Raw genomic sequence first — 17,919 nt, forward strand, 5'->3', positions numbered from 1 at the left:
TGAAAAGTGCGTTCTTCCAGGTCGGCCGACACTCTCCTACAGTTCCCGAGTAACCACAAGAGAGCGATACGAAAGGGCGGGCACCATGGCCACCATCGACGTCTTCCACCACGACGTACCGGCCGAGAGCGACTTCGGCTACGCGCAGGCGATCAGGTCCGGCGAGCTGATCCACGTCTCCGGACAGCTCGCGCTCGACGGGACGGGCGAGTTCCGCCACGCGGACGACTTCACCGCCCAGCTCGAGCAGACCTACGCCAACACGGACAAGGTCCTGGACCACTACGGGGTCACCCGGAACCAGATCGTCTCGCAGGTCCTGTACGTGGTGGACCTGCGGCGGAACGCCGCGGCGACGGCGAAGGGCAACCGGGCGTACTTCGGCGACCACCACCCGGTCAGCACGGTCCTCGGCGTCACCGAACTGACCTTCCCCGGCCAGGTCGTCGAGATCAGCTTCGTCGTCGACACGAGGCTGCCCGCCTGAGTCCGCCCGCAGCGCGCGGCCCGCCCTTCGGGCAGCCGCGGTTCGACTGGTGGGTGCCATCCAGTACGAGGCGGGCCGGGAACTCGTCGGACACGACCCGGCCGGGGAGGCGGGGACGGTGGCAGCCCGGCGGACGAGCGGCCGCCTCCCGCTGGGGCGGGAGGGCACGCGGCCTTCGCTCGGCCGTGGAGGGCGTCGACCGGCGGGTCCCGCCGGGGTGCACCGCCCCGACGGTCGGGGCGGCGCACCCCGGCGGGGCGGAGATCACCCGGCCTGTTCCCGCGGGCGTGCTGCGGGAGCCGGCGCGGGCATGCGCCGGGCCACGACCGCACCGGTCACGAGCCCCACGGTGGCCAGCAGGGCGGCGACCAGGAACGGGTCGAGGGAGTGCAGGGTCGGAGCGAACCCGACCCCGACGCAGACGGCCACCCCGGTCGCACCGCCCAGCTGGTCAGCCGCGCGCTGGACGCCCGAGGCGATCCCGGCGTCGTCCTCGGTGACGCCGCTGACCGCGACGTACTGCAGTCCCACGATGCCGAACCCCATCCCGGCCGAGATCAGGAGCATGGCCGGGATCATCGCCGCCCCGCCCGCCCGCAGGGTCGAGACGAGCGCGATCGCGGCCATCGCGGCCGCGGTGAACCCGATGCCGGCCAGCACGCACGCGCGCGCTCCCCAGCGGCCCAGCAGCCGGGGCACGAGCACGGAGAACACGATCAGTGAGACCGCCAGGGGCAGCATCGTCAGGCCCGCGCCCAGCGGGCCGATGCCCAACCGGTCCTGCAGGTAGAAGGTGAACAGCAGGAACGAGGTCGACAGCCCCCCGCTCAGCAGCATCGTGGTCAGGTTGGCCGCCACACGCGTGCGGTGGGCGAAGAAGCGCAGGGGCAGCAGCGGGTTGCGCGAGCGTGCCTCGACCCGCACGAACCCGGCCCCGGCGGCCACCGCCCCGGCCAGCGCCGCCGGGACCACCCATGCGGGCGTTTCGGGTTCACCGGCCTCGACCACGCCGAAGATGAACAGCAGCGGGCAGGCGGTCAGCAGCAGCGCGCCCGGAAGGTCCAGCGGCGGGGCGTCCTGGGCCACGGGCCGGCCCCCCTCGACCAGGAAGACGGCCGCCGACAGCACGACCAGGAGGAACGGAACCGAGATCAGAAAGATCCACCGCCACCCCAGGTGGGCGGTGAGGAGCCCGGACAGGAGGAAGCCGAGCACGAGGCCGCAGCTGGCCACCGCCGCCCACACGCTCAGGGCCCGCGACCGACGCGGGCCGTCGGGGAACAGCAGGACGACGGTGGCCATCGCGGCGGGCAGCGCGAGGGCCTCACCGGCGCCCTGCAGCAGGCGCGCGACCACCAGCAGAGCAAAAGTGGGTGCCAGGCCTGCCAGCAGGGAAGCGGTGCCGAACAGGCCGGTGCCGAGCAGCAGCACGCGCCGCCGCCCGAGCAGGTCGCCCAGTCGGCCACCGAGCATCAACATCCCGCCCCCGGTGACCGTGTACCCAACCACGACCCAGGTCAGAGCGTGCCCGTCAACGCCGAAGTCGGTGCCGATCGAGGGCAAGGCGATGTTGACCACGGTCACGTCGACCGCGATGAAGAACTGCAGCATGGACATCGCGCACAGCACCAGCCATGCGCGCGCAGGGGACGGGCTGTGCCCGCGTGGAGAAGGGTTGTCTGGGAACATCAGGTGCTCCGTTGCTCAGAGGAAGCTCTGAGCAGCACGAACGTGCCGCTCCGGTCCGATCACGAAGCGGCTGGACGTCCGGGAAGACGTGAGTCGAACGCCCCGCCGCTAGCGGGACGTCCTGGTCACTGCGGCACAAGCGGCCGCGCACGAAGCAGCAGACATGCCGCGCACGTTATCAGGAAGGGGCACTCGGGTCAGGTGCCCGCCTGATGCCTCGTGCCCTCGCCGTGCCCTTGCTCGGGGATCCGTTCGCCGGAGCTCCCGGGCACGAGGAACTCGTCGCCACGGAGTACCTGTCCGCACGACCTTTCCGGCGGCTTTCGTCTTCGCTCCGGGGAGCCCGCCGACGGCCGAGCCCGAGGCCGCACCGTAACTGACCTGCGAGGTCAGAGGAAAAGCTGAGATGATCATCGCGGGATGATCAAGGGGGGCGCATGTCCACGTTCTTTCTGGCCGTCGGTCTGGTGATGGCGCTGGTGCTCGGGGTGGCGGGTTCGGTGGCCCTGGTGGCCGGCCGGATCGTCCTGCCCTGGTTCCGCGACAGTGTGAGCCGTCCCGGGTTGTGGGGGGCCGGCGCGCTCCTGCTGGCCGGAGGGCTCGCGGCCACCCGCGCCATGCCTTTCGGGGGCAACATGCCGCTGATCCTGGTCGGTCTCTCCCTGATGACGGCGTCGCAGTTCATCGAGGAGCCCCGCCGGGCACGCACCGGCCGGACCAGGGGTCCGCGAACCGTCCGGAAGTAATCCCCGAGAGGGGTCGTGGCTCCCTTCCTGTCGGCTTTCCCGTCGGCTTTCCCGTCGGCCCAGGATCGAGGGGGAGGGCCCGGAACGAAGGCGCCGTTGCCCACGGGCGCTCCGGAACGGACGGCGACCGTGCGACAGCGGGGTGGTGCCGTGCCCACAGCGGGGTGGTGCTGTGGCAGGCGGAGCGGGCGCACGCTGCCGGGTTCGGGCATCGTGATGCGCCAGGATTCCTGAGAGGATCACCGCAGGAGTGATCAAGGGGGGCGCGTGTCCACGTTCTTTCTGGCCGTCGGTCTGGTGATGGCGCTGGTGCTCGGGGTGGCGGGTTCGGTGGCCCTGGTGACCGGCCGGGTCGTACTGCCGTGGCTCCGCGGCAGTACGAACCGGCCCCGGCTGTGGGGCGTCGGCGCGCTTCTGTCGGCCGGTGGGCTCGCGGGAGCACGCCTCATGCCTTTCGAGGTCGACGCGCTGCTTGTCCTGAGCGGTCTCGTCTTCATGGGGGCGTCGCAGTTCTTCGGGCCTCGAAGGACACAGCCCGACCGGACCACGACTCCGTGAACCGCCCGAGTCCCCCTGGCCGTCGGCGCCGACGGCCAGGGCTTCACCCGTCTCACCACTTCCTGCGGGACGGAGCTGTGGGGACACCGCGGCGGTGACGGGCCCGGCGCCCTCTCGATCACCACCCCCGGCGCCCGCCGTCGGAAGAACGCGTACTTCCCTACCGAAGCCCCGGCGCCGGAGGGAACGGCGGTCGGGGCAGCGCCGGCGCGGAGTTCCGCCGGCCCCCTAGGCTCGGCGGTCGGCCGACAGGACGATCGCCGCGGCGGGGCACAGGTCGGCGGCCTCGCGAACCGAGTCCCGCGTTCCCGCGGGCGGCTCGGGGCGCAGGACGATCGCCCTGCCGTCGTCCTGACGCTGGTCGAACACCTCGCCGGCCGTCAGCACGCACATCCCGGAGCCGATGCAGCGCTCGGCGTCCACGGTGACCCTCATCGGTCACACGTCCCAGGTGACCGGGAGGCTCTTCACCCCGTGGATGTCCGCGGTCTCCGGACGCAGGGCAACCTCTTCGGCCGGTACGGCCAGGCGCAGCGTGGGGAAGCGGCCGACCAGCGCGGGGAACGCGACCCGCATCTCGACGCGGGCCAGTTGCTGCCCCAGGCACTGGTGGATGCCGTGGCCGAAGGCCAGGTGCCCGCCCTCCTGCCTGCGGAGGTCGAGCACATGGGGATCGGTGAAGCGCTCGGGGTCGCGGTTGGCGGTGTTGTACGACAGGATCACCGGCGAACCGGCCTCTATGGTCAGGCCGCCCACCTCGACGTCCTCCAGCGCCGTCCTCATGAACGTCTTGGCGACACCGAGGTACCGCAGCAGCTCCTCCACGGCCCGGTCGGTGAGCGCGGGATCGGCGCGCAGCGCGGCCAGTTGCTCCGGGTTGCGCAGCAGCGCGAAAGTGCCGAGGGCCAGCATGTTCGCGGTGGTGTCGAGCCCTGCCGCCAGCAGGATCAGGGCGATCCCCTTCAGCTCCTCATCGGTCAGATCGCTGTCGGTGAGGTCGCTGAGCACGTCGTCGGTGGGGTGCGCGCGTTTGGCGGCCACCAGCTCCGCGAGGTAGTCCTGGGTCGCGGTGTAGGCCGCCACCAGGTCCTCGTCGCTCGTCTCCCCGTTCATGAACGAGTCGACCTGCTCCTGGAAGGACCCCCGGTCCTGGTACGGCACCCCCAGCAGCTCACAGATCATGACGGCGGGGATGGGCTTGGCGAACGCGGTCACCAGGTCCGTCGGCGGCCCGGCCTTCTCCATGGCGTCCAGGTGATCGGCGGTGATCTGCTCGACGCGCTCGGTGAGCAGCCGCATCCGCCGTACGGTGAACCTGCCCATCAGGGGCTTCCGGTAGCGGCCGTGCCGGGGCTCGTCCATGAGGAGGAACTCGCCGGGCGGCGCCGGGGGGACCTCGATGTCCCCGTAGTCGATGGTCGGGTGGAGCATGAGCTCCTTGCGCGAGCTGAACCGCGCGTCGGCCAGGACCGACCTGACCAGGTCGTATCCGGTGATCAGCCAGCCGGGTCTCCCGCCGGGGAAGGTGTAGCGGCTGATGGGGCCGTGCCGGCGGGCGTCGATCAGCTCGGCCGGCGGATCGAAGGGGCAGCCGGGCCGACGCGCCGTCGGCATCGTCGTGACGGTGTGCGGGGATTCACCCATGGCCATTCCTCGTCTCGCGATAGTACGCGTTCGGCAATACTCGAAAGCTACGTTGCATTCAGAATGACTGTCAATCGTCGAAAACGCATTTTTCCAGGTGAATGAAGGGATATTGATGCAATGACGCTGAAGTCGAATGCAATGGCGCGTTGCAATGAATGACGGTGAAGGCAATACTGGCGGCATGCCAGGAGGACGGTTGACCCAGCAGGACCGCCGGCGCATCGCGGCCGGACTCGCCGACGGGCTCTCCTACGCCGAGATCGCGAGGCGGCTCGACCGGCCGACCTCGACGATCAGCCGGGAGGTCGGACGCAACGGCGGCCCCGGCGGCTACCGGCCCGAGCAGGCGCACCGGGCGACGACCCAGCGGGCGCGGCGCGGCACCCCGGCGCCCCCGCGTGCGGCCGGACCACCGGGCGGCACACCGGGAGAGGAGATCGTCGAGATGGCGGTCCGGACGGGGCTGCCGAGGATGACGGCGCGCGTGCACGTCGACCTGCTGCTGTCCGAGGACGGCAGGCGCACCGCGGCCGAGCTGGCCCGCAGACTGAAGGTCAGTCCCGCCTCCGTCTCCGTGGCCGTGAACTACCTCGTCCAGCACGGCTATGTCCGGCGCGAGCGCGATCCGCAGCGGCGTCGCGACGTCTACGTGGTCGACGACGAGGCCTGGTACCACTCCGTCGTGCTCGGCACGCGGCAGACACTCGAGGCGGCGCGGGCCGCGACGGCCGGGGCGGAGACGTACGGGCCCGACAGTCCCGTGGGGCAGCGGCTGGCCAGGGCAGGGGCGTTCCTGGAGCGGATCAGCCTGGACACGATCGCGTCGGCCGACCGCTGGCGCGACCTCCTGGCGTGACGGGGGGGAGAGGGGCGGCCGGCCGGTTCCCGCTGATCGTCGCCGGCCCGCGCCCCGTGCCCGTCGGCCGGGCCGCGGGTGAGTACGGCCCGCCGGCTCTCGTCCACGGACGGTCTCACCGCTTCCGGTCGCCGACGGCCGCGACGACCGTCGCCGCGACGCCGACGAGGAGGGGCAGGACCATCGCCGCGAAAAGCCACGTGGGCACCTGCGGGTCCGGCGCGGAACGCCAGAGCATCCCGCAGCCCGCGAGGAAGGAGATGCCGATGCAGGTGTTGAGCAGCAGCAGGGCGCGTGCGATCCGACGTGCCGAGGCCCGGCTGCTGGGCCGGTTGAGCAGGGACGAACCCGCCCGCGCGGCGGCGGACGGCGCGGGGCCGGCGTTCGGCAGCTCGTCGTGCGGTGTCACGCGCAGGGTGAGTTCCGCGCAGCCGGTCATCAGCACCGTCATTCCCGCGTACAGGAAGACCAGCACGAACGCGCTGCCGATCGACTTGTCCGCCCAGGCGTCCACTCCGTCGACCCCGATGTGCCGCGGTATCCGTTCCGGCAGGTGGGGGTAGCGGAGCGCGCCCCAAGTCGCCAGCGCGACGGACAGGACGGCATTGGGGAGCAACCACAGCCGGACGGGAGAGGAGAACACCATGGGGCCGATCATCCGACGGGAACCCGGAGGGGGAAAGGGCCCGGTGTCACGCCGTGCCGGTGTCCTGCGACGGTGTCGTGCCGATGTCCTGCGACGGTGCGGACGGGAAGGGCCCTACGCCGCCCGCACCGCTTTTGCGATCGCCGAGATCGTCTCCGGTCCCACCCGGCAGCACCCTCCGACCAGCCGCGCCCCGGACTCCCGCCACCCCGCGACCCGCCCGGCGGTGAAGGTCGGCCGGCCGGTCCACGCCCGTGCCCCGGTGTCCCAGGTCTCGCCGCTGTTGGGGTAGACCACGACCGGTTTGCCGGTGACGCGGGCGGCGAGGGCGACGGCGTGGTCGGCGTCCTCGGGGGTGCAGCAGTTCACGCCGACGGCGATCACCTCGTCCGCGTCGGCGGCGAGCGCGAAGGCGTCCTCCAGCGGCTGTCCGGCGCGGGTGCGGTCGCCGGCCGCCGAGTACGACAGCCAGGCCGGTGTGCCGAGGCCGCGCAGTACCCGCAGCAGGGCCTCGGCCTCGTCGGTGTCGGGGATCGTCTCCAGGGCGAGGACGTCGGGGCGGGCGGCGGCCAGGACCTCCGTGCGGGGGCGGTGGAAGCGCTCCAGCTCCGCCACGCTCAGCCCGTAACGGCCCCGGTACTCGGAGCCGTCGGCGAGCATCGCCCCGTACGGGCCGACGGAGGCCGCCACCCACAACGGGCGGGCCGCCCGTGCCCGCCGGGCCGCCTCGCGGGCGCACTCCACGCTCAGGGCGAGCAGCTCGGCGGCCCGCCCGCGGCCGATGCCGCGCCGGGCGAAGCCCTCGAAGGTGGCCTGGTAACTGGCGGTGATCGCCACGTCCGCGCCCGCCTCGAAGTAGGCGAGGTGCGCCGCGGTCACCGCCTCGGGGTCCTCGGCGAGCAGCCGGGCCGACCACAGCTCGTCGCTCAGGTCGTGCCCGGCCGAGGCGAGCTGGTTGGACATGCCGCCGTCGAGGACGACCGTGCCGTCGGCGAGGGCGTCGGCGAGGGCGTCGGCGAGGGCGTCGGTGAGGGCGGGAGGGGTGCTGCTCATGCGGACGACGCTAGTCGAGCCCTCTCCCGCAGCGCGCCCGCGCCGCGGGGCTGGGATGCTGGGAGGGCGCACGGCCGTGGTCGGACCGAACCGGATGAACCCTGGTGAACCCTGATGAACCCTGATGAACAGGGACGGTGAGCGCCATGACGGAACTCGAAGGGGACGGCCCGCCGTCGACGGGCCCCGTGGCCGACCCGCAGGGGGACCCGTTCCTGCACACCCGGTTCGCCGTGCCCGCGAGACCGGTGACGTTCCTGCGGCGGGAGCGGCTGACCCGGCATCTCGACGAAGCCCTCCGGACGCCGTTGACCATGGTCAACGGCGCCGCGGGCGCGGGGAAGACACTGCTGGTGGCGGACTGGGCGCAGACCCGCGACGGGCCGGTCGTCGCCTGGCTCACCACCGATGCGGCCGGTCAGGGGCCGGGGATGTTCTGGGCGTACCTGCTGCGGGCCCTGAGCGCCTCCGGCATCGCCCTGCCCGAGGACATCGGCTTCCCGGCGGACGCGAGCCGGGTGCCCCCGACCCTGCCGGCCCGGCTCGCCGCCGGGCTGAGCGCCCGTGAGCAGCCCGTGGTCGTGGTGCTCGACGAGTACGACCGGGTCGCCGCACCGGAGATCGCGGAGCAGCTGGAGTTCGTGCTGCGCCACGCCGGGCGGGGACTGCGGCTGGTCCTCGTCACCCGGACCGAGCCGCTGCTGCCCCTGCACCGCTACCGCGCCGCCGGTGAGCTGACGGAGATCAGGGGCGCGGAGCTGGCCTTCGCTCCCGGGGAAGCGGCCGAACTGCTGGAGCTGCACGGGCTGCGGCTGCCCCCGGCCGCCGTGCGCGCGCTTCTGGAGCGCACCCGGGGGTGGGCCGCCGGGCTGCGGCTGTGCGCCCTGGCGGCACGGCAGAGCCCGGATCCGGAGAGGTACCTCGAGGAGTTCGAGGTCGATCACAGCACGATCGCCGACTACCTGCTGGCGGAGGTGCTCAGGCGGCAGGACGACGAGACCCAGGACCTGCTGCTGCGGGTCAGCCTGCTCGACCGGTTCCGCCCCGAGCTCGCCGACGTGCTCACGCGCCGGTCCGACGCCGGGGCCATCCTGGCCCGGCTCAGCCGTGGGAACGCGTTCGTCGAGCACCTCGGGCACGGCCAGTACCGCCTCCACCCCTTGTTCCGGGAGATCCTCCGCGCCCATCTGCGGATGCAGCGGCCCGGTCTGGAACCCGAGCTGCACCGGCGGGCCGCCGAGTGGCTGCGGCGGTCCGGATCCCTCGCCGAGGCGCTCGGACACGGCGCCGCCGCCGGTGACTGGGAGTTCACCACCGGTGCCCTGGTCGACGACCTCGCCATCGGCCAGTTCTTCACCGGCCCGCGCTCCGGCGCGGTGACCGAGCTGTTCTCCCGCATGGGGCAGGACACCACGGGCCCCGCCGCGCAACTGGTGCGGGCGGCCCGTGAACTGTCCCGGAACGGAGACGGCGGGGGCCGCGCCCACCTGCACCGCGCGGAACGACGCCTGGCGGACTACGACGGCATGGTGGACGGCGCGGCGGACCGGGCGGCGGTCGGGCTGAGCCGTGCCCTGCTGGAGGCCCTGGCCGCCCGGTTGGCCGGTTCACCGGGCCGGGCGGAGAACGCGGCGCGGGCCGCCGGGGAACTGCGGGAGGCCGTGCCCGACCAACTCCTGGACCGGCACCCCGAGCTCACCGCCCTCCTGCTGGACCACCTGGGCTCGGCACGGCTGTGGGCCGGGCGCTTCGAGGCGGCACGGGAGGCCCTGTCCGCCGTGGCCGGCTCCGAGGCGGGAGCGACGACGGCCCTCCCGCGCGAGGACTCCCTCGGCCGCCTCGCCCTGATCGACTATCTGGACGGCTGGCTCGGCAGGGCGGAGCGCACGGCGCGGACGGCCCTCGCCGAGACGGAGCGGTTCGGTCTGCCCCGGCCGTCCGGTTCCGGGGTGGAACGGCTGGTCCTGGCCGCCGTCGCCGTGGAGCGCGACGAGCTGGAGCAGGCGCAGGCCCTGCTCGACGCGTCGGCCGAGGCGCACCCCGCGATGCGGGACCCGGTGCTGGAGGCGGGACGCGCCCTCGTCACCGCGCGCCTGCACCTGGCGCGCGGCGACCCGCGGGCCGCGCTCGCGGCCGTGGAACCGCAGGTGCCGGCCGACGTCGCCTCGCCCTGGGTCCAGGGGCAGGTCGCACTCGTCGCGGCCACCGCCCATCTGTCCGAGGGCCGGACGGAGGCGGCCGCCGCGCTGCTGCGGCGGGTGCCCGACGACCAGGCGGCGTGCGCGGTGGGCGCCGCGCGCGTGCAGCTCGCCGTCGGCCGGCCCGCCGAGGCGGTGCGCCTGCTCGACCGCGCACGCCCGGAAGGCAGCTGCGGTCCGGCGGTGACCGTCCGGGCCGCGCTGGTCCGCGCGCAGGCCGCGCACCAGCGGGGGGACGCCGCGGCCTCGCACCGGCTGGTGGCGCGGGCACTGCTGGAGGCACGCCGCGAGCGGCTGCGCCGCCCCTTCCACGAGGCCGGGCCGTGGATCCGGCCCCTCCTGGACACGGCGTCGCTGCGCGGGCTGACGAGCGGATGGCTCGTGCCCGGCGCCGCTCCGCCCGACGGCGGACCGGCGCGGCACGCGCACCGGCCGCCGCCCGTGGTGGAGGAGCTCAGCGGGCGCGAACGCGACGTCCTGCGGCGCCTGGCCCTGATGATGTCCACCGAAGAGATCGCCGCCGACCTGTACGTGTCGGTGAACACGGTCAAGACGCACCTGAAGAGCGTCTACCGGAAACTGTCGGTCAGCCGGCGCAACGAGGCGGTGCGCCGCGCACGCGAGCTGGGCCTCCTGTGACGGCGGGTTCGCCGGTGACTCGCCCGTGGTGGGTGAGGCGCGGACCGGATGTCCCCGATGTGATGGGGACGGCGACCGGTCAGGTCCGGCCGCCGCCCGGCCGGCCCCAGCGGGGGTCCCGGGCCGACCCGGCGAGGTGGAGACCGTGACGCACTGGCGGGCGCTGATCGTCCTGGGGACCGCCCAGTTCCTGATGGTCCTCGACACGTCCGTCATGAACGTCTCCATCAGCCGACTGGTCGACGACTTCGACACCGAGGTCACCGCCATCCAGGCCGTCATCACGCTGTACGCGCTGGTCATGGCGGCATTCATGATCATCGGGGGGCGGCTGGGGGACATCCTCGGGCGGCGGCGCCTCTTCCTCGGCGGTCTCGTCGTCTACGCCACGGGCTCGGCCCTGACGGCGGTCGCGCCCACCCTGTGGGTGCTGGTGCTGGGCTGGTCGGTCATCGAGGGGATCGGCGCCGCGATGGTCCTGCCCGCCATGGCGGCGCTCGTCGCCGAGTCCTATCAGGGCCGGGACCGGGCCGTCGCGTACGGCGTCGTCGGCGGGCTGGCCGGTGCCGGGATCGCCGTCGGTCCGCTGCTGGGAGGCTGGGTGACGACGTACCTCACCTGGCGGCTGGTCTTCGCCGGGGAGGTCGTGGTCGTGCTGGTCGTCCTGCTGCTCCGGCACGCGATCACGGAGGTGCCGAGGCCCGGGCGGCGTCCCCGGCTGGACGGCGTCGGCGCCGCCCTCTCGGCGGCAGGCCTGGCGCTCGGAGTGCTCGGTGTCCTGCAGAGCAGCACGTGGGGATGGGTGCGGCCGCGCAACCCGCCCTTCACCGTCCTCGGTTTCGCGCCGACGCTGTTCGTGGTCGGTGCCGGGGTGGCCCTCCTCGAGGTCTTCCGCTGGTGGGAGCGGCGCCGGGACGCACGCGGCGACGACCCGCTGGTGCACCTGTCCCTGCTGGGCCGGCCCGCGCTGCGCTCCGGCCTGATGGCGCTCGTGAGCCAGAACCTCATCCTGCTGGGACTGTTCTTCACCATCCCCCTGTACCTGCAGGTGGTGCAGGGGTTCGACGCCTTCCAGACGGGACTGCGGCTGCTTCCGGTGTCCGTCACCATGCTCGTGACCTCCCTGGGCGCGGCCCGGATCGGACGCCTGGCCGGACCGCGCCGGGTCGTCCGGCTGGCCCTGGTCACCGTGGCCGCGGCCGTCGTGTGGCTGCTGGCCACCATCGACCCGGTCATCGACGACGCGCAGTTCGCCGGGGCGATGGCCCTGCTCGGCGTGGGCATGGGCCTGTTCGTCTCGCAGCTCGGCAACGTCGTCCAGTCCAGCGCGGGCGAGGAGGAGCGCAGTGAGGTCGGCGGACTCCAGTACACCGCGCAGAACCTGGGTTCCGCCCTGGGGACCGCGCTCATCGGATCGCTGCTCATCGGCTCCCTGGCGCACGCCTTCACCACGCACGTGGAGGACGACGCCCGGCTGTCGCAGGAGGTCCGGCAGCAGGTCGGTGTCGCCCTGGAGGCCGGGGTCACCTTCGCGCCCACCGAGCAGGTGCGCTCGGCGGCCGTCCGCGCCGGGCTGCCGCCGGCCGAGGTGGACGCCGTGACGGACTCCTACGCGTCGGCGCAGCTCGAGGGGCTGAGGGCGGCGATCCTCGCCACCGGCGGCATCACCCTCGCCAGTTTCCTGGTCACCCCGCACCTGCCGGGTCGCCGGACCGAGCGCCCCCAGCGGTCCGGGGCCGCCGTGCCCGCGGGCCCGCCCGGTCCGGCCCGCTGAGCCCGAGGAGGCCGTGATGCCCGGCACCCGGAACACGGCGGCCGACCGCGCCGCACGGACCGCCGAGCGCCGGGCGCGCGCCGACTACACGGGCGGCGTCTACGGATCCATGCTCGCCGCCTCGGTGATCGTCGGCGCCGGCGCGCTCGGCTCCTTCCCGCGCCTGGAACTGGTGCTGCTGCTGTTGCTCACCGGCGGGGTGTTCTGGATCGCCCACGTGCACGCGCAGCTGTTCGGAGCACGGCTGGCGCAGCGGAGCCCCGACCGCCGTGTCGTGCTGCGCGCCTGCCGGGAGGAGTGGCCGATCGTCAAGGCCGCCGTGCCGCCGGCGGTCGCCGTCGCCGTCAGCCCCCTGCTGGGCCTCGGCCTGCAGGGGGCCCTGTGGCTCGCGCTGTCCGTCGCCGTGGCCGGGCAGGTGGGCTGGTCGATGGCCGCGGCCCGCCGGGCCGGCGCCTCCCGGCGTCTGATGGCGGTGTCCGCCTCGGTCAACCTGCTGCTCGGCCTGCTGATCATCGCGTTCAAGATCTGGCTGAAGCACTGACACCGGAGGGGAAGACAACCGGAGGGTAAGACACCGGGGGAACCCGGCAGGCGTCCTTTCACCTGTACGGGGTGAACCGGGCCGCCGCGCGGGGGCGGAGGATCACAGCACAGGGATGCAGTCCGCCCGTCCCGGCCACCCGGGGAGCAGCTCATGCGCTACGAGATCCGCGTCGACGGCCGTCTCTCGGAGGCGTTGATCGAGGTCTTCCCGGAACTCGACCACGTGACGATGTCCGGCCAGACCCTGCTGTTCGGGCACGTGGTCGACGAGGCCCACCTGTACGGGCTGCTGGCCCGCTGCCAGTCCCTGGGCCTGCGGATCCTGGAGCTGCGACAGATGCCGGAATGACGCCCGGCGGGCGGTGCGGTCGGGGGCGCGGACGCGCCGGAGCCGCCGGGGTCACGCGCTTTCGGCGCGCACCCGGCCGGACCGGACGGCTTCCGCCAGCGCCTCGAAGTCCCGCTCGTCGCGGTCCGCGTAGTCCTGGGCGAACCCGGCGAGCGCCCGGGCGAAGCGGTCGCTCCCGCCGAGGTAAGCGGCGATGGCGACGGGGTCGCCGGACCGGGCGTGGGCCCGCGCCAGACTCGCCCCGCACAGCCGGGCGAACAGCCGCAGCAGGCCCGGGTCCATGGTCTCCGGGCGGGCGATGCCCTTCCAGTCGCGCAGCTGCCGCACGTAGAAGTCCCGGGGGCGTCCGTCGAGGCCCACGGCGTGCGTCCAGCCGAGCAGGATGTCGCTGGTCGTCTGGATCAGCCGCTGCCCCGCCACCACACGGCGGCCCTGGTTGTCGTAGCGTTCGCCTCCCGTGTGCGGGGCGAGCACCGACTCCTGCGCCTCCTTGGCCTGCAGCAGCAGGGGATCGTCGTCGTCCCTGCCGAGCAGGAGCACGATCCAGCAGCGCGTGCCGACACTGCCGACGCCCACCACCTTCCGGGCCACGTCGACCAGGTGGTAGCGCCGCAGCAGATGCCGGCGCTCCGACGACAGGGAGCGCGCGTAGCCGTCCAGGACCCCGCGCAGGGACTTCTCCTCGGCCGAAGGGTCGTCCAGCAGGTCACCGAGCGGGGTGATCAGCGGCGGGTCCGGGGCGATGCGCCGTCCCCCGGCCGTGACGCGGGTGAGTTTCGCGAAGGCCTGCAGATGCGTGCGGGTCCGGGCGCGGGCCGTCGCCTCGGCGGTACGGCGCCGGGCCTCGCGGTCCATCGAGGAGGCCATGAGCTCCCGCAGCCGGTCGGCGTCGTCCTGCGCGTACCAGATGTCGAGGGTGCGCATCCCGGCGAACTCCCGCATGCGCCGGCGGTACGCCTCCACGCAGGCGCGCACCGCGCCGTCCTGCTCCGCGGCCGTGAAGCCGTTCTCCCGGCCGGCGAGGGCGAGACTGGCCGCCAGCCGCTTGACGTCCCACTCGAAGGGACCGGCGAGGGTCTCGTCGAAGTCGTTGATGTCGAACACCAGATGGCGTTCCGGAGAGGCCAGCAGCCGGAAGTTGAGCAGGTGGGCGTCTCCGCACAGCTGCACGGTCAGACCGGTGTCCGGGAGCGGTCCGAGATCGGCCGCCATGATCGCGGCTGCTCCCCGGTAGAACCGGAAGGGCGACTCGAGCATCCGGCCGTAGCGGACCGGCACCAGCTCGGGCAGCCGGGTCGCCGACTGCCGCTCGAGCACGTCGACGGGGTCGGGCCGCTCCCGCGCCGCCTCGAACCCGCCGTGGGACGAGCGCGGGGCGCGGCCGCGCGCGTTCTTGCCGTAGGCGGCGCGCTCGGCCGGGGACAGGGAGGCGCTGAACGAACTCGGTACGGCCATCGCTGTCTCCCGCCTGTGCCGTGCGCGACGACTTCCTCGCGGCCCATCCCACCGCGCCCGCGCCGCGACCGGATCACCCGTCGTGGGTGATCCGGTCACCGCGGGCCGGGCGGGACGCTGGTCCGGCACGGTGGCGCACGCCACCGTGCGGTCCCGTACGCATCGCGCGAGGAGGAGCCATGGCCGTGACGGGTGGTCCGGCAACCGGTGCCGGACCGGAGCACACGCCCGACGGCGCCGCCCCGGGGCCGGCCGGCGTCCCGGCCGAGGTCCTGGCGGCGCTCGGGCGCTCGTGGAAGTGGATCCTCGGCGCCGCCGTCGCCACCTTCGTGCCGGGCGTCGTCGTGCTGGTGTGGCCGGAGGCCACCCTGCACGTCCTCGCGGTGCTCATCGGCCTGTACCTGCTGGTGACCGGGGCGTTCCGGTTCGTCGGCGCCCTCGGACGGGAGGACCAGGGCGAGCGGCTGCCCGGGCTCCTGCTGGCGGTGCTGTACGTCCTGGCCGGGGTGCTCTGCCTGCGTAACCCGCTGCAGACCGTCGCCGCCCTCTCCCTGATCGTCGGGGTGGTCTGGCTGGTGTCCGGGATGCTCACCCTCTTCACGGCCCTCGCCGCGCGGGACCTGCCCCACCGCGGGGCCGTCCTCGGTGCCGCGGTGCTCGCCGTGGTCGCGGGGATCGTCGTGCTGGCCCTGCCCGCCGAGTCGGCGCGGGCACTGACCCGGCTGCTCGGCCTCTGGCTCGTCCTGCTCGGGCTCATGGAGGCGGCCGTCGCCCTGGCCTGGCGGGCCTCGCTGCGCCGGGCGGGCATCGGGGGCGCGGCCCGCCGGCCCGCCGGGAGCGGCTGAGACGCCACCGGCCGTCGGAAGGAGGCGGCATGACCGCGCACCACGCCCCCGGACCTGACGCATCCGGCGGCTCCACGCCTGCCGACCGGACACTGACCGCCGAGCAGCACGCCGAGTACGAGCGGCTGCGCCGGGCCGCGGGCGTGCGTCACCGGCGCCTGCGCGGCGCGGGAGCCTCGGTCCTGCTGGTGCTGGCGCTGGTGCTGGCGCCCCTGGCCGTCGTCGCCGCCTGGGTGCAGGACACCGTCTCGGACACCGACCGCTATGTACAGACCGTCGCCCCGCTCGCCTCCGATCCGGCCGTCCAGGAGGCCGTGACCGACCGGCTGACCGCGCGGGTGGTCGCCAACCTGGACGTCGAGGCGATCACGGACTCGCTCGGTCAGGCGCTGGCCGACGCCGGGGCGCCGCCGCGCGTCGTGGAGGGCGCCCAGGCCCTCACCGGGCCGCTCCGTTCCGCGGCGACCACCGTCGTGCACCGCACGGTCAGCGGTGTGATCACCAGCGACGCCTTCCAGCAGGTGTGGGAGGGCTCGAACCGGCGGGCCCACGCCGCCGTGCTGGCCATGCTCACCGGAGAGGGCCAGGGCGCGCTCGGCGCCACCGGGGACACCGTGCAGCTGAACCTGGGACCCGTGGTGGACCAGGTGCGCGAGCGCCTGATCGACGCGGGTTTCGAGCGGGCCGCCGCCATCCCGGACACCGACCGGACGATCACGTTGTTCCGGACCGAGAAGCTGGACCGGGCACAGGACGCGATGCTCCTGCTGAACGTCGTCGGCACCTGGCTGCCCGTGCTGACGGTCCTCCTGGCCGCGCTCGCCGTCCTGACCGCCGTCCGGCACCGGCTGATGCTGCTGATCACGGCCCTGGGCACCGCCGCGACGATGGGACTCCTGCTGGTCGCGCTGGCCGTCGTGCGCCGTGTCTACCTGGACTCGGTTCCCGGGTCGGCCCTTCCTCCCGACGCCGCCGCCGCGATCTTCGACACCTTCCTCGGGTTCCTGCGCGACAGCACCCGCACCCTTCTCGTCGTCGGCCTGCTCACCGCGGTCGCCGCGTACCTGTACGGCCCCGGCCGGATCGCCCGCGGTGTGCGCCGCACGGCCGACCGCGGGGCCACGGCCGTGGGGCGTGCGCTGGGCCGTACGGGACTGAGCACCGGGACGACGGGGCGCCGGGTGGCCGAGCACCGGGGGTGGATCACCGGGGCCGTCATCGGGGCGGGCGCCCTGACGCTCGTGCTCTGGAACCACCCCACGGTCGGTGCGGTCGTCCTCGTCCTCGCCCTGGTCCTCGTGGTCCTGGCCGCGGTGGCCGTGTACGCCGCCCTGGCCTTTGGCCCGGGCGCCGGGGAGGAGCGGGGTGCCCCCGCGTAGCGGCCCGCCGCCTCACCCGCCCCGGGTGAGGCGGCGGGCCCCTTCCCGGCCGCACGCTGAGGACGGCACCCGACGGGCACGTCGGGACACGGCCCCGAACGGAGGAGAGACATGAGTGGGGCGATGTACCTCGCGTACGACTATCCGCTGCTGAGCGCCTTCTGGACCATGCTGGTGTTCTTCCTGTGGATCATGTGGTTCATCCTGCTCTTCCGGGTCGTCGTCGACATCTTCCGCGACGACGACCTGAGCGGCTGGGCCAAGGCCGGCTGGCTGGTGTTCACGATCGTCCTGCCCTTCCTCGGCGTCTTCGTCTACGTGATCGCCCGCGGCAAGAACATGGGTCGCCGCGAGATGGCACAGGCGCGTGCGCAGCAGGAGGCGGTCGACAGCTACATCCGTGAGACCGCCAAGAGCGCCGCCGGACGGCCCAGCAGCGTCGACGAACTGGCCCGGCTGTCCGAGATACGGGCCCACGGCGACATCACGGACGACGAGTTCCGCAGGGCGAAGGAACTGGTCCTGAGCGGTCACGGCCCCGCGGAGCACCCGGGTTCCTTCACCTCCTCCGCCGGACGCTGACCCACGACAGCGAATCGAGGTACCGGGATGGCAGCGACACATCCGACACACGGCGCACGCGGCGCGCACGCCCCGTCGGCCAAGTGGCAGTGGGCCGAGGGCCTGACGGTCTTCGCCGCCGTCACGCTCATGATCGCGGGAGTGCTCGGCATCCTCCGCGGCATCATGGGCATCGCCGAGGACGACGTCTTCGTCACCACGCAGAACTACGTCTTCAAGTTCGACCTCACCGCCTGGGGCTGGACCCATCTGGTGCTGGGCGTGCTCGCGGTGCTCGTCAGCCTGGGTCTGGCCCGGGAGGCCGGGTGGGCCCGCGCCGCAGGCGTGGCGATCGCCGGGCTCGTCATCATCGCCAACTTCCTCTCCCTGCCGTACTACCCGGTCTGGTCCGTCGTGATGATCGCCTTCTCCGGGTTCATCATCTGGGCGCTGTGCGTGTCGCGTGCGGGCACCGGCGCCGGGTCCTGAGCCCC

At 73.5% G+C, this 17,919-nt stretch carries 18 protein-coding genes; 12 read left to right on the forward strand and 6 right to left on the reverse strand.

Annotated features, from left to right (window positions below; genetic code table 11):
- The first annotated feature begins 85 nt into the window (after positions 1-85).
- Positions 86-487 carry a RidA family protein gene (locus CP969_RS29560; RefSeq protein ID WP_004981786.1) on the forward strand — a complete coding sequence of 134 codons (402 nt, stop codon included), beginning with the start codon at positions 86-88 and terminating at the stop codon, positions 485-487.
- 264 nt (positions 488-751) lie between these two features.
- Here CP969_RS29560 and CP969_RS29565 read toward each other — a convergent pair whose 3' ends face one another.
- Positions 752-2,104, reverse strand: a complete 1,353-nt coding sequence (locus tag CP969_RS29565; protein ID WP_016824120.1) for an MFS transporter — start codon at positions 2,102-2,104, stop codon at positions 752-754.
- A 509-nt stretch (positions 2,105-2,613) separates the two neighbouring features.
- Here CP969_RS29565 and CP969_RS29570 point away from each other — a divergent pair.
- Both CP969_RS29570 and CP969_RS29575 read left to right on the forward strand, forming a co-directional pair.
- Entirely contained in the window at positions 2,614-2,922 is a 309-nt protein-coding gene (locus tag CP969_RS29570; protein WP_016824119.1) for a hypothetical protein, read from the forward strand.
- Between the two features lie 267 nt (positions 2,923-3,189).
- Positions 3,190-3,480: a hypothetical protein gene (locus tag CP969_RS29575; RefSeq protein ID WP_004981776.1), complete on the forward strand. Its 291-nt coding sequence runs from the start codon at positions 3,190-3,192 to the stop codon at positions 3,478-3,480.
- Positions 3,481-3,708: 228 nt separating this feature from the next.
- Here CP969_RS29575 and CP969_RS29580 read toward each other — a convergent pair whose 3' ends face one another.
- Positions 3,709-3,915, reverse strand: a complete 207-nt coding sequence (locus tag CP969_RS29580) for a ferredoxin (protein WP_016824118.1) — start codon at positions 3,913-3,915, stop codon at positions 3,709-3,711.
- Between the two features lie 3 nt (positions 3,916-3,918).
- Positions 3,919-5,124, reverse strand: coding sequence for a cytochrome P450 (locus tag CP969_RS29585; protein WP_016824117.1), 1,206 nt, complete (start codon positions 5,122-5,124; stop codon positions 3,919-3,921).
- Between the two features lie 184 nt (positions 5,125-5,308).
- Here CP969_RS29585 and CP969_RS34685 point away from each other — a divergent pair, with 184 nt between their 5' ends.
- Positions 5,309-5,983: a GbsR/MarR family transcriptional regulator gene (locus CP969_RS34685; protein WP_026084784.1), complete on the forward strand. Its 675-nt coding sequence runs from the start codon at positions 5,309-5,311 to the stop codon at positions 5,981-5,983.
- 115 nt (positions 5,984-6,098) lie between these two features.
- Here CP969_RS34685 and CP969_RS29595 read toward each other — a convergent pair whose 3' ends face one another.
- Positions 6,099-6,629, reverse strand: coding sequence for a DUF1648 domain-containing protein (locus CP969_RS29595; RefSeq protein ID WP_016824115.1), 531 nt, complete (start codon positions 6,627-6,629; stop codon positions 6,099-6,101).
- Between the two features lie 114 nt (positions 6,630-6,743).
- Positions 6,744-7,682: a homocysteine S-methyltransferase gene (mmuM, locus tag CP969_RS29600; RefSeq protein ID WP_016824114.1), complete on the reverse strand. Its 939-nt coding sequence runs from the start codon at positions 7,680-7,682 to the stop codon at positions 6,744-6,746.
- Between the two features lie 146 nt (positions 7,683-7,828).
- Here mmuM and CP969_RS29605 point away from each other — a divergent pair, with 146 nt between their 5' ends.
- The 4 genes from CP969_RS29605 to CP969_RS29620 all read left to right on the forward strand — a co-directional run bounded on the left by CP969_RS29605 (position 7,829) and on the right by CP969_RS29620 (position 13,185).
- Complete coding sequence (locus tag CP969_RS29605) at positions 7,829-10,519, forward strand: winged helix-turn-helix domain-containing protein (protein ID WP_150474975.1); 2,691 nt, start codon at positions 7,829-7,831, stop codon at positions 10,517-10,519.
- A 145-nt stretch (positions 10,520-10,664) separates the two neighbouring features.
- Positions 10,665-12,293, forward strand: coding sequence for an MFS transporter (locus tag CP969_RS29610; protein ID WP_051044481.1), 1,629 nt, complete (start codon positions 10,665-10,667; stop codon positions 12,291-12,293).
- Between the two features lie 16 nt (positions 12,294-12,309).
- Positions 12,310-12,834, forward strand: coding sequence for a hypothetical protein (locus tag CP969_RS29615; protein ID WP_016824112.1), 525 nt, complete (start codon positions 12,310-12,312; stop codon positions 12,832-12,834).
- Positions 12,835-12,987: 153 nt separating this feature from the next.
- Complete coding sequence (locus tag CP969_RS29620) at positions 12,988-13,185, forward strand: hypothetical protein (protein WP_004981747.1); 198 nt, start codon at positions 12,988-12,990, stop codon at positions 13,183-13,185.
- 51 nt (positions 13,186-13,236) lie between these two features.
- Here the strand turns inward: CP969_RS29620 and CP969_RS29625 are convergent, their stop codons facing one another.
- Positions 13,237-14,640: a DUF2252 domain-containing protein gene (locus CP969_RS29625; protein WP_016824111.1), complete on the reverse strand. Its 1,404-nt coding sequence runs from the start codon at positions 14,638-14,640 to the stop codon at positions 13,237-13,239.
- A 179-nt stretch (positions 14,641-14,819) separates the two neighbouring features.
- Between CP969_RS29625 and CP969_RS29630 the strand changes: the two genes are divergently transcribed.
- From CP969_RS29630 to CP969_RS29645, 4 genes are all read left to right on the forward strand, one after another.
- A complete protein-coding gene (locus CP969_RS29630) occupies positions 14,820-15,485 on the forward strand; it encodes an HdeD family acid-resistance protein (protein ID WP_016824110.1) in 666 nt (221 codons plus the stop codon).
- 29 nt (positions 15,486-15,514) lie between these two features.
- The gene (locus CP969_RS29635) at positions 15,515-16,864 is read left to right on the forward strand and encodes a hypothetical protein (protein WP_016824109.1); all 1,350 of its coding nucleotides are present in this window, start codon (positions 15,515-15,517) and stop codon (positions 16,862-16,864) included.
- Positions 16,865-16,975: 111 nt separating this feature from the next.
- Entirely contained in the window at positions 16,976-17,446 is a 471-nt protein-coding gene (locus CP969_RS29640) for an SHOCT domain-containing protein (RefSeq protein ID WP_026084783.1), read from the forward strand.
- Between the two features lie 27 nt (positions 17,447-17,473).
- Complete coding sequence (locus tag CP969_RS29645) at positions 17,474-17,914, forward strand: DUF7144 family membrane protein (protein WP_004981736.1); 441 nt, start codon at positions 17,474-17,476, stop codon at positions 17,912-17,914.
- Positions 17,915-17,919: the final 5 nt, after the last annotated feature.

Origin of the sequence: Streptomyces viridosporus T7A (genome assembly GCF_008704515.1) — a bacterium.
In the GTDB taxonomy this organism is placed as follows: Bacteria; Actinomycetota; Actinomycetes; order Streptomycetales; family Streptomycetaceae; genus Streptomyces; species Streptomyces viridosporus.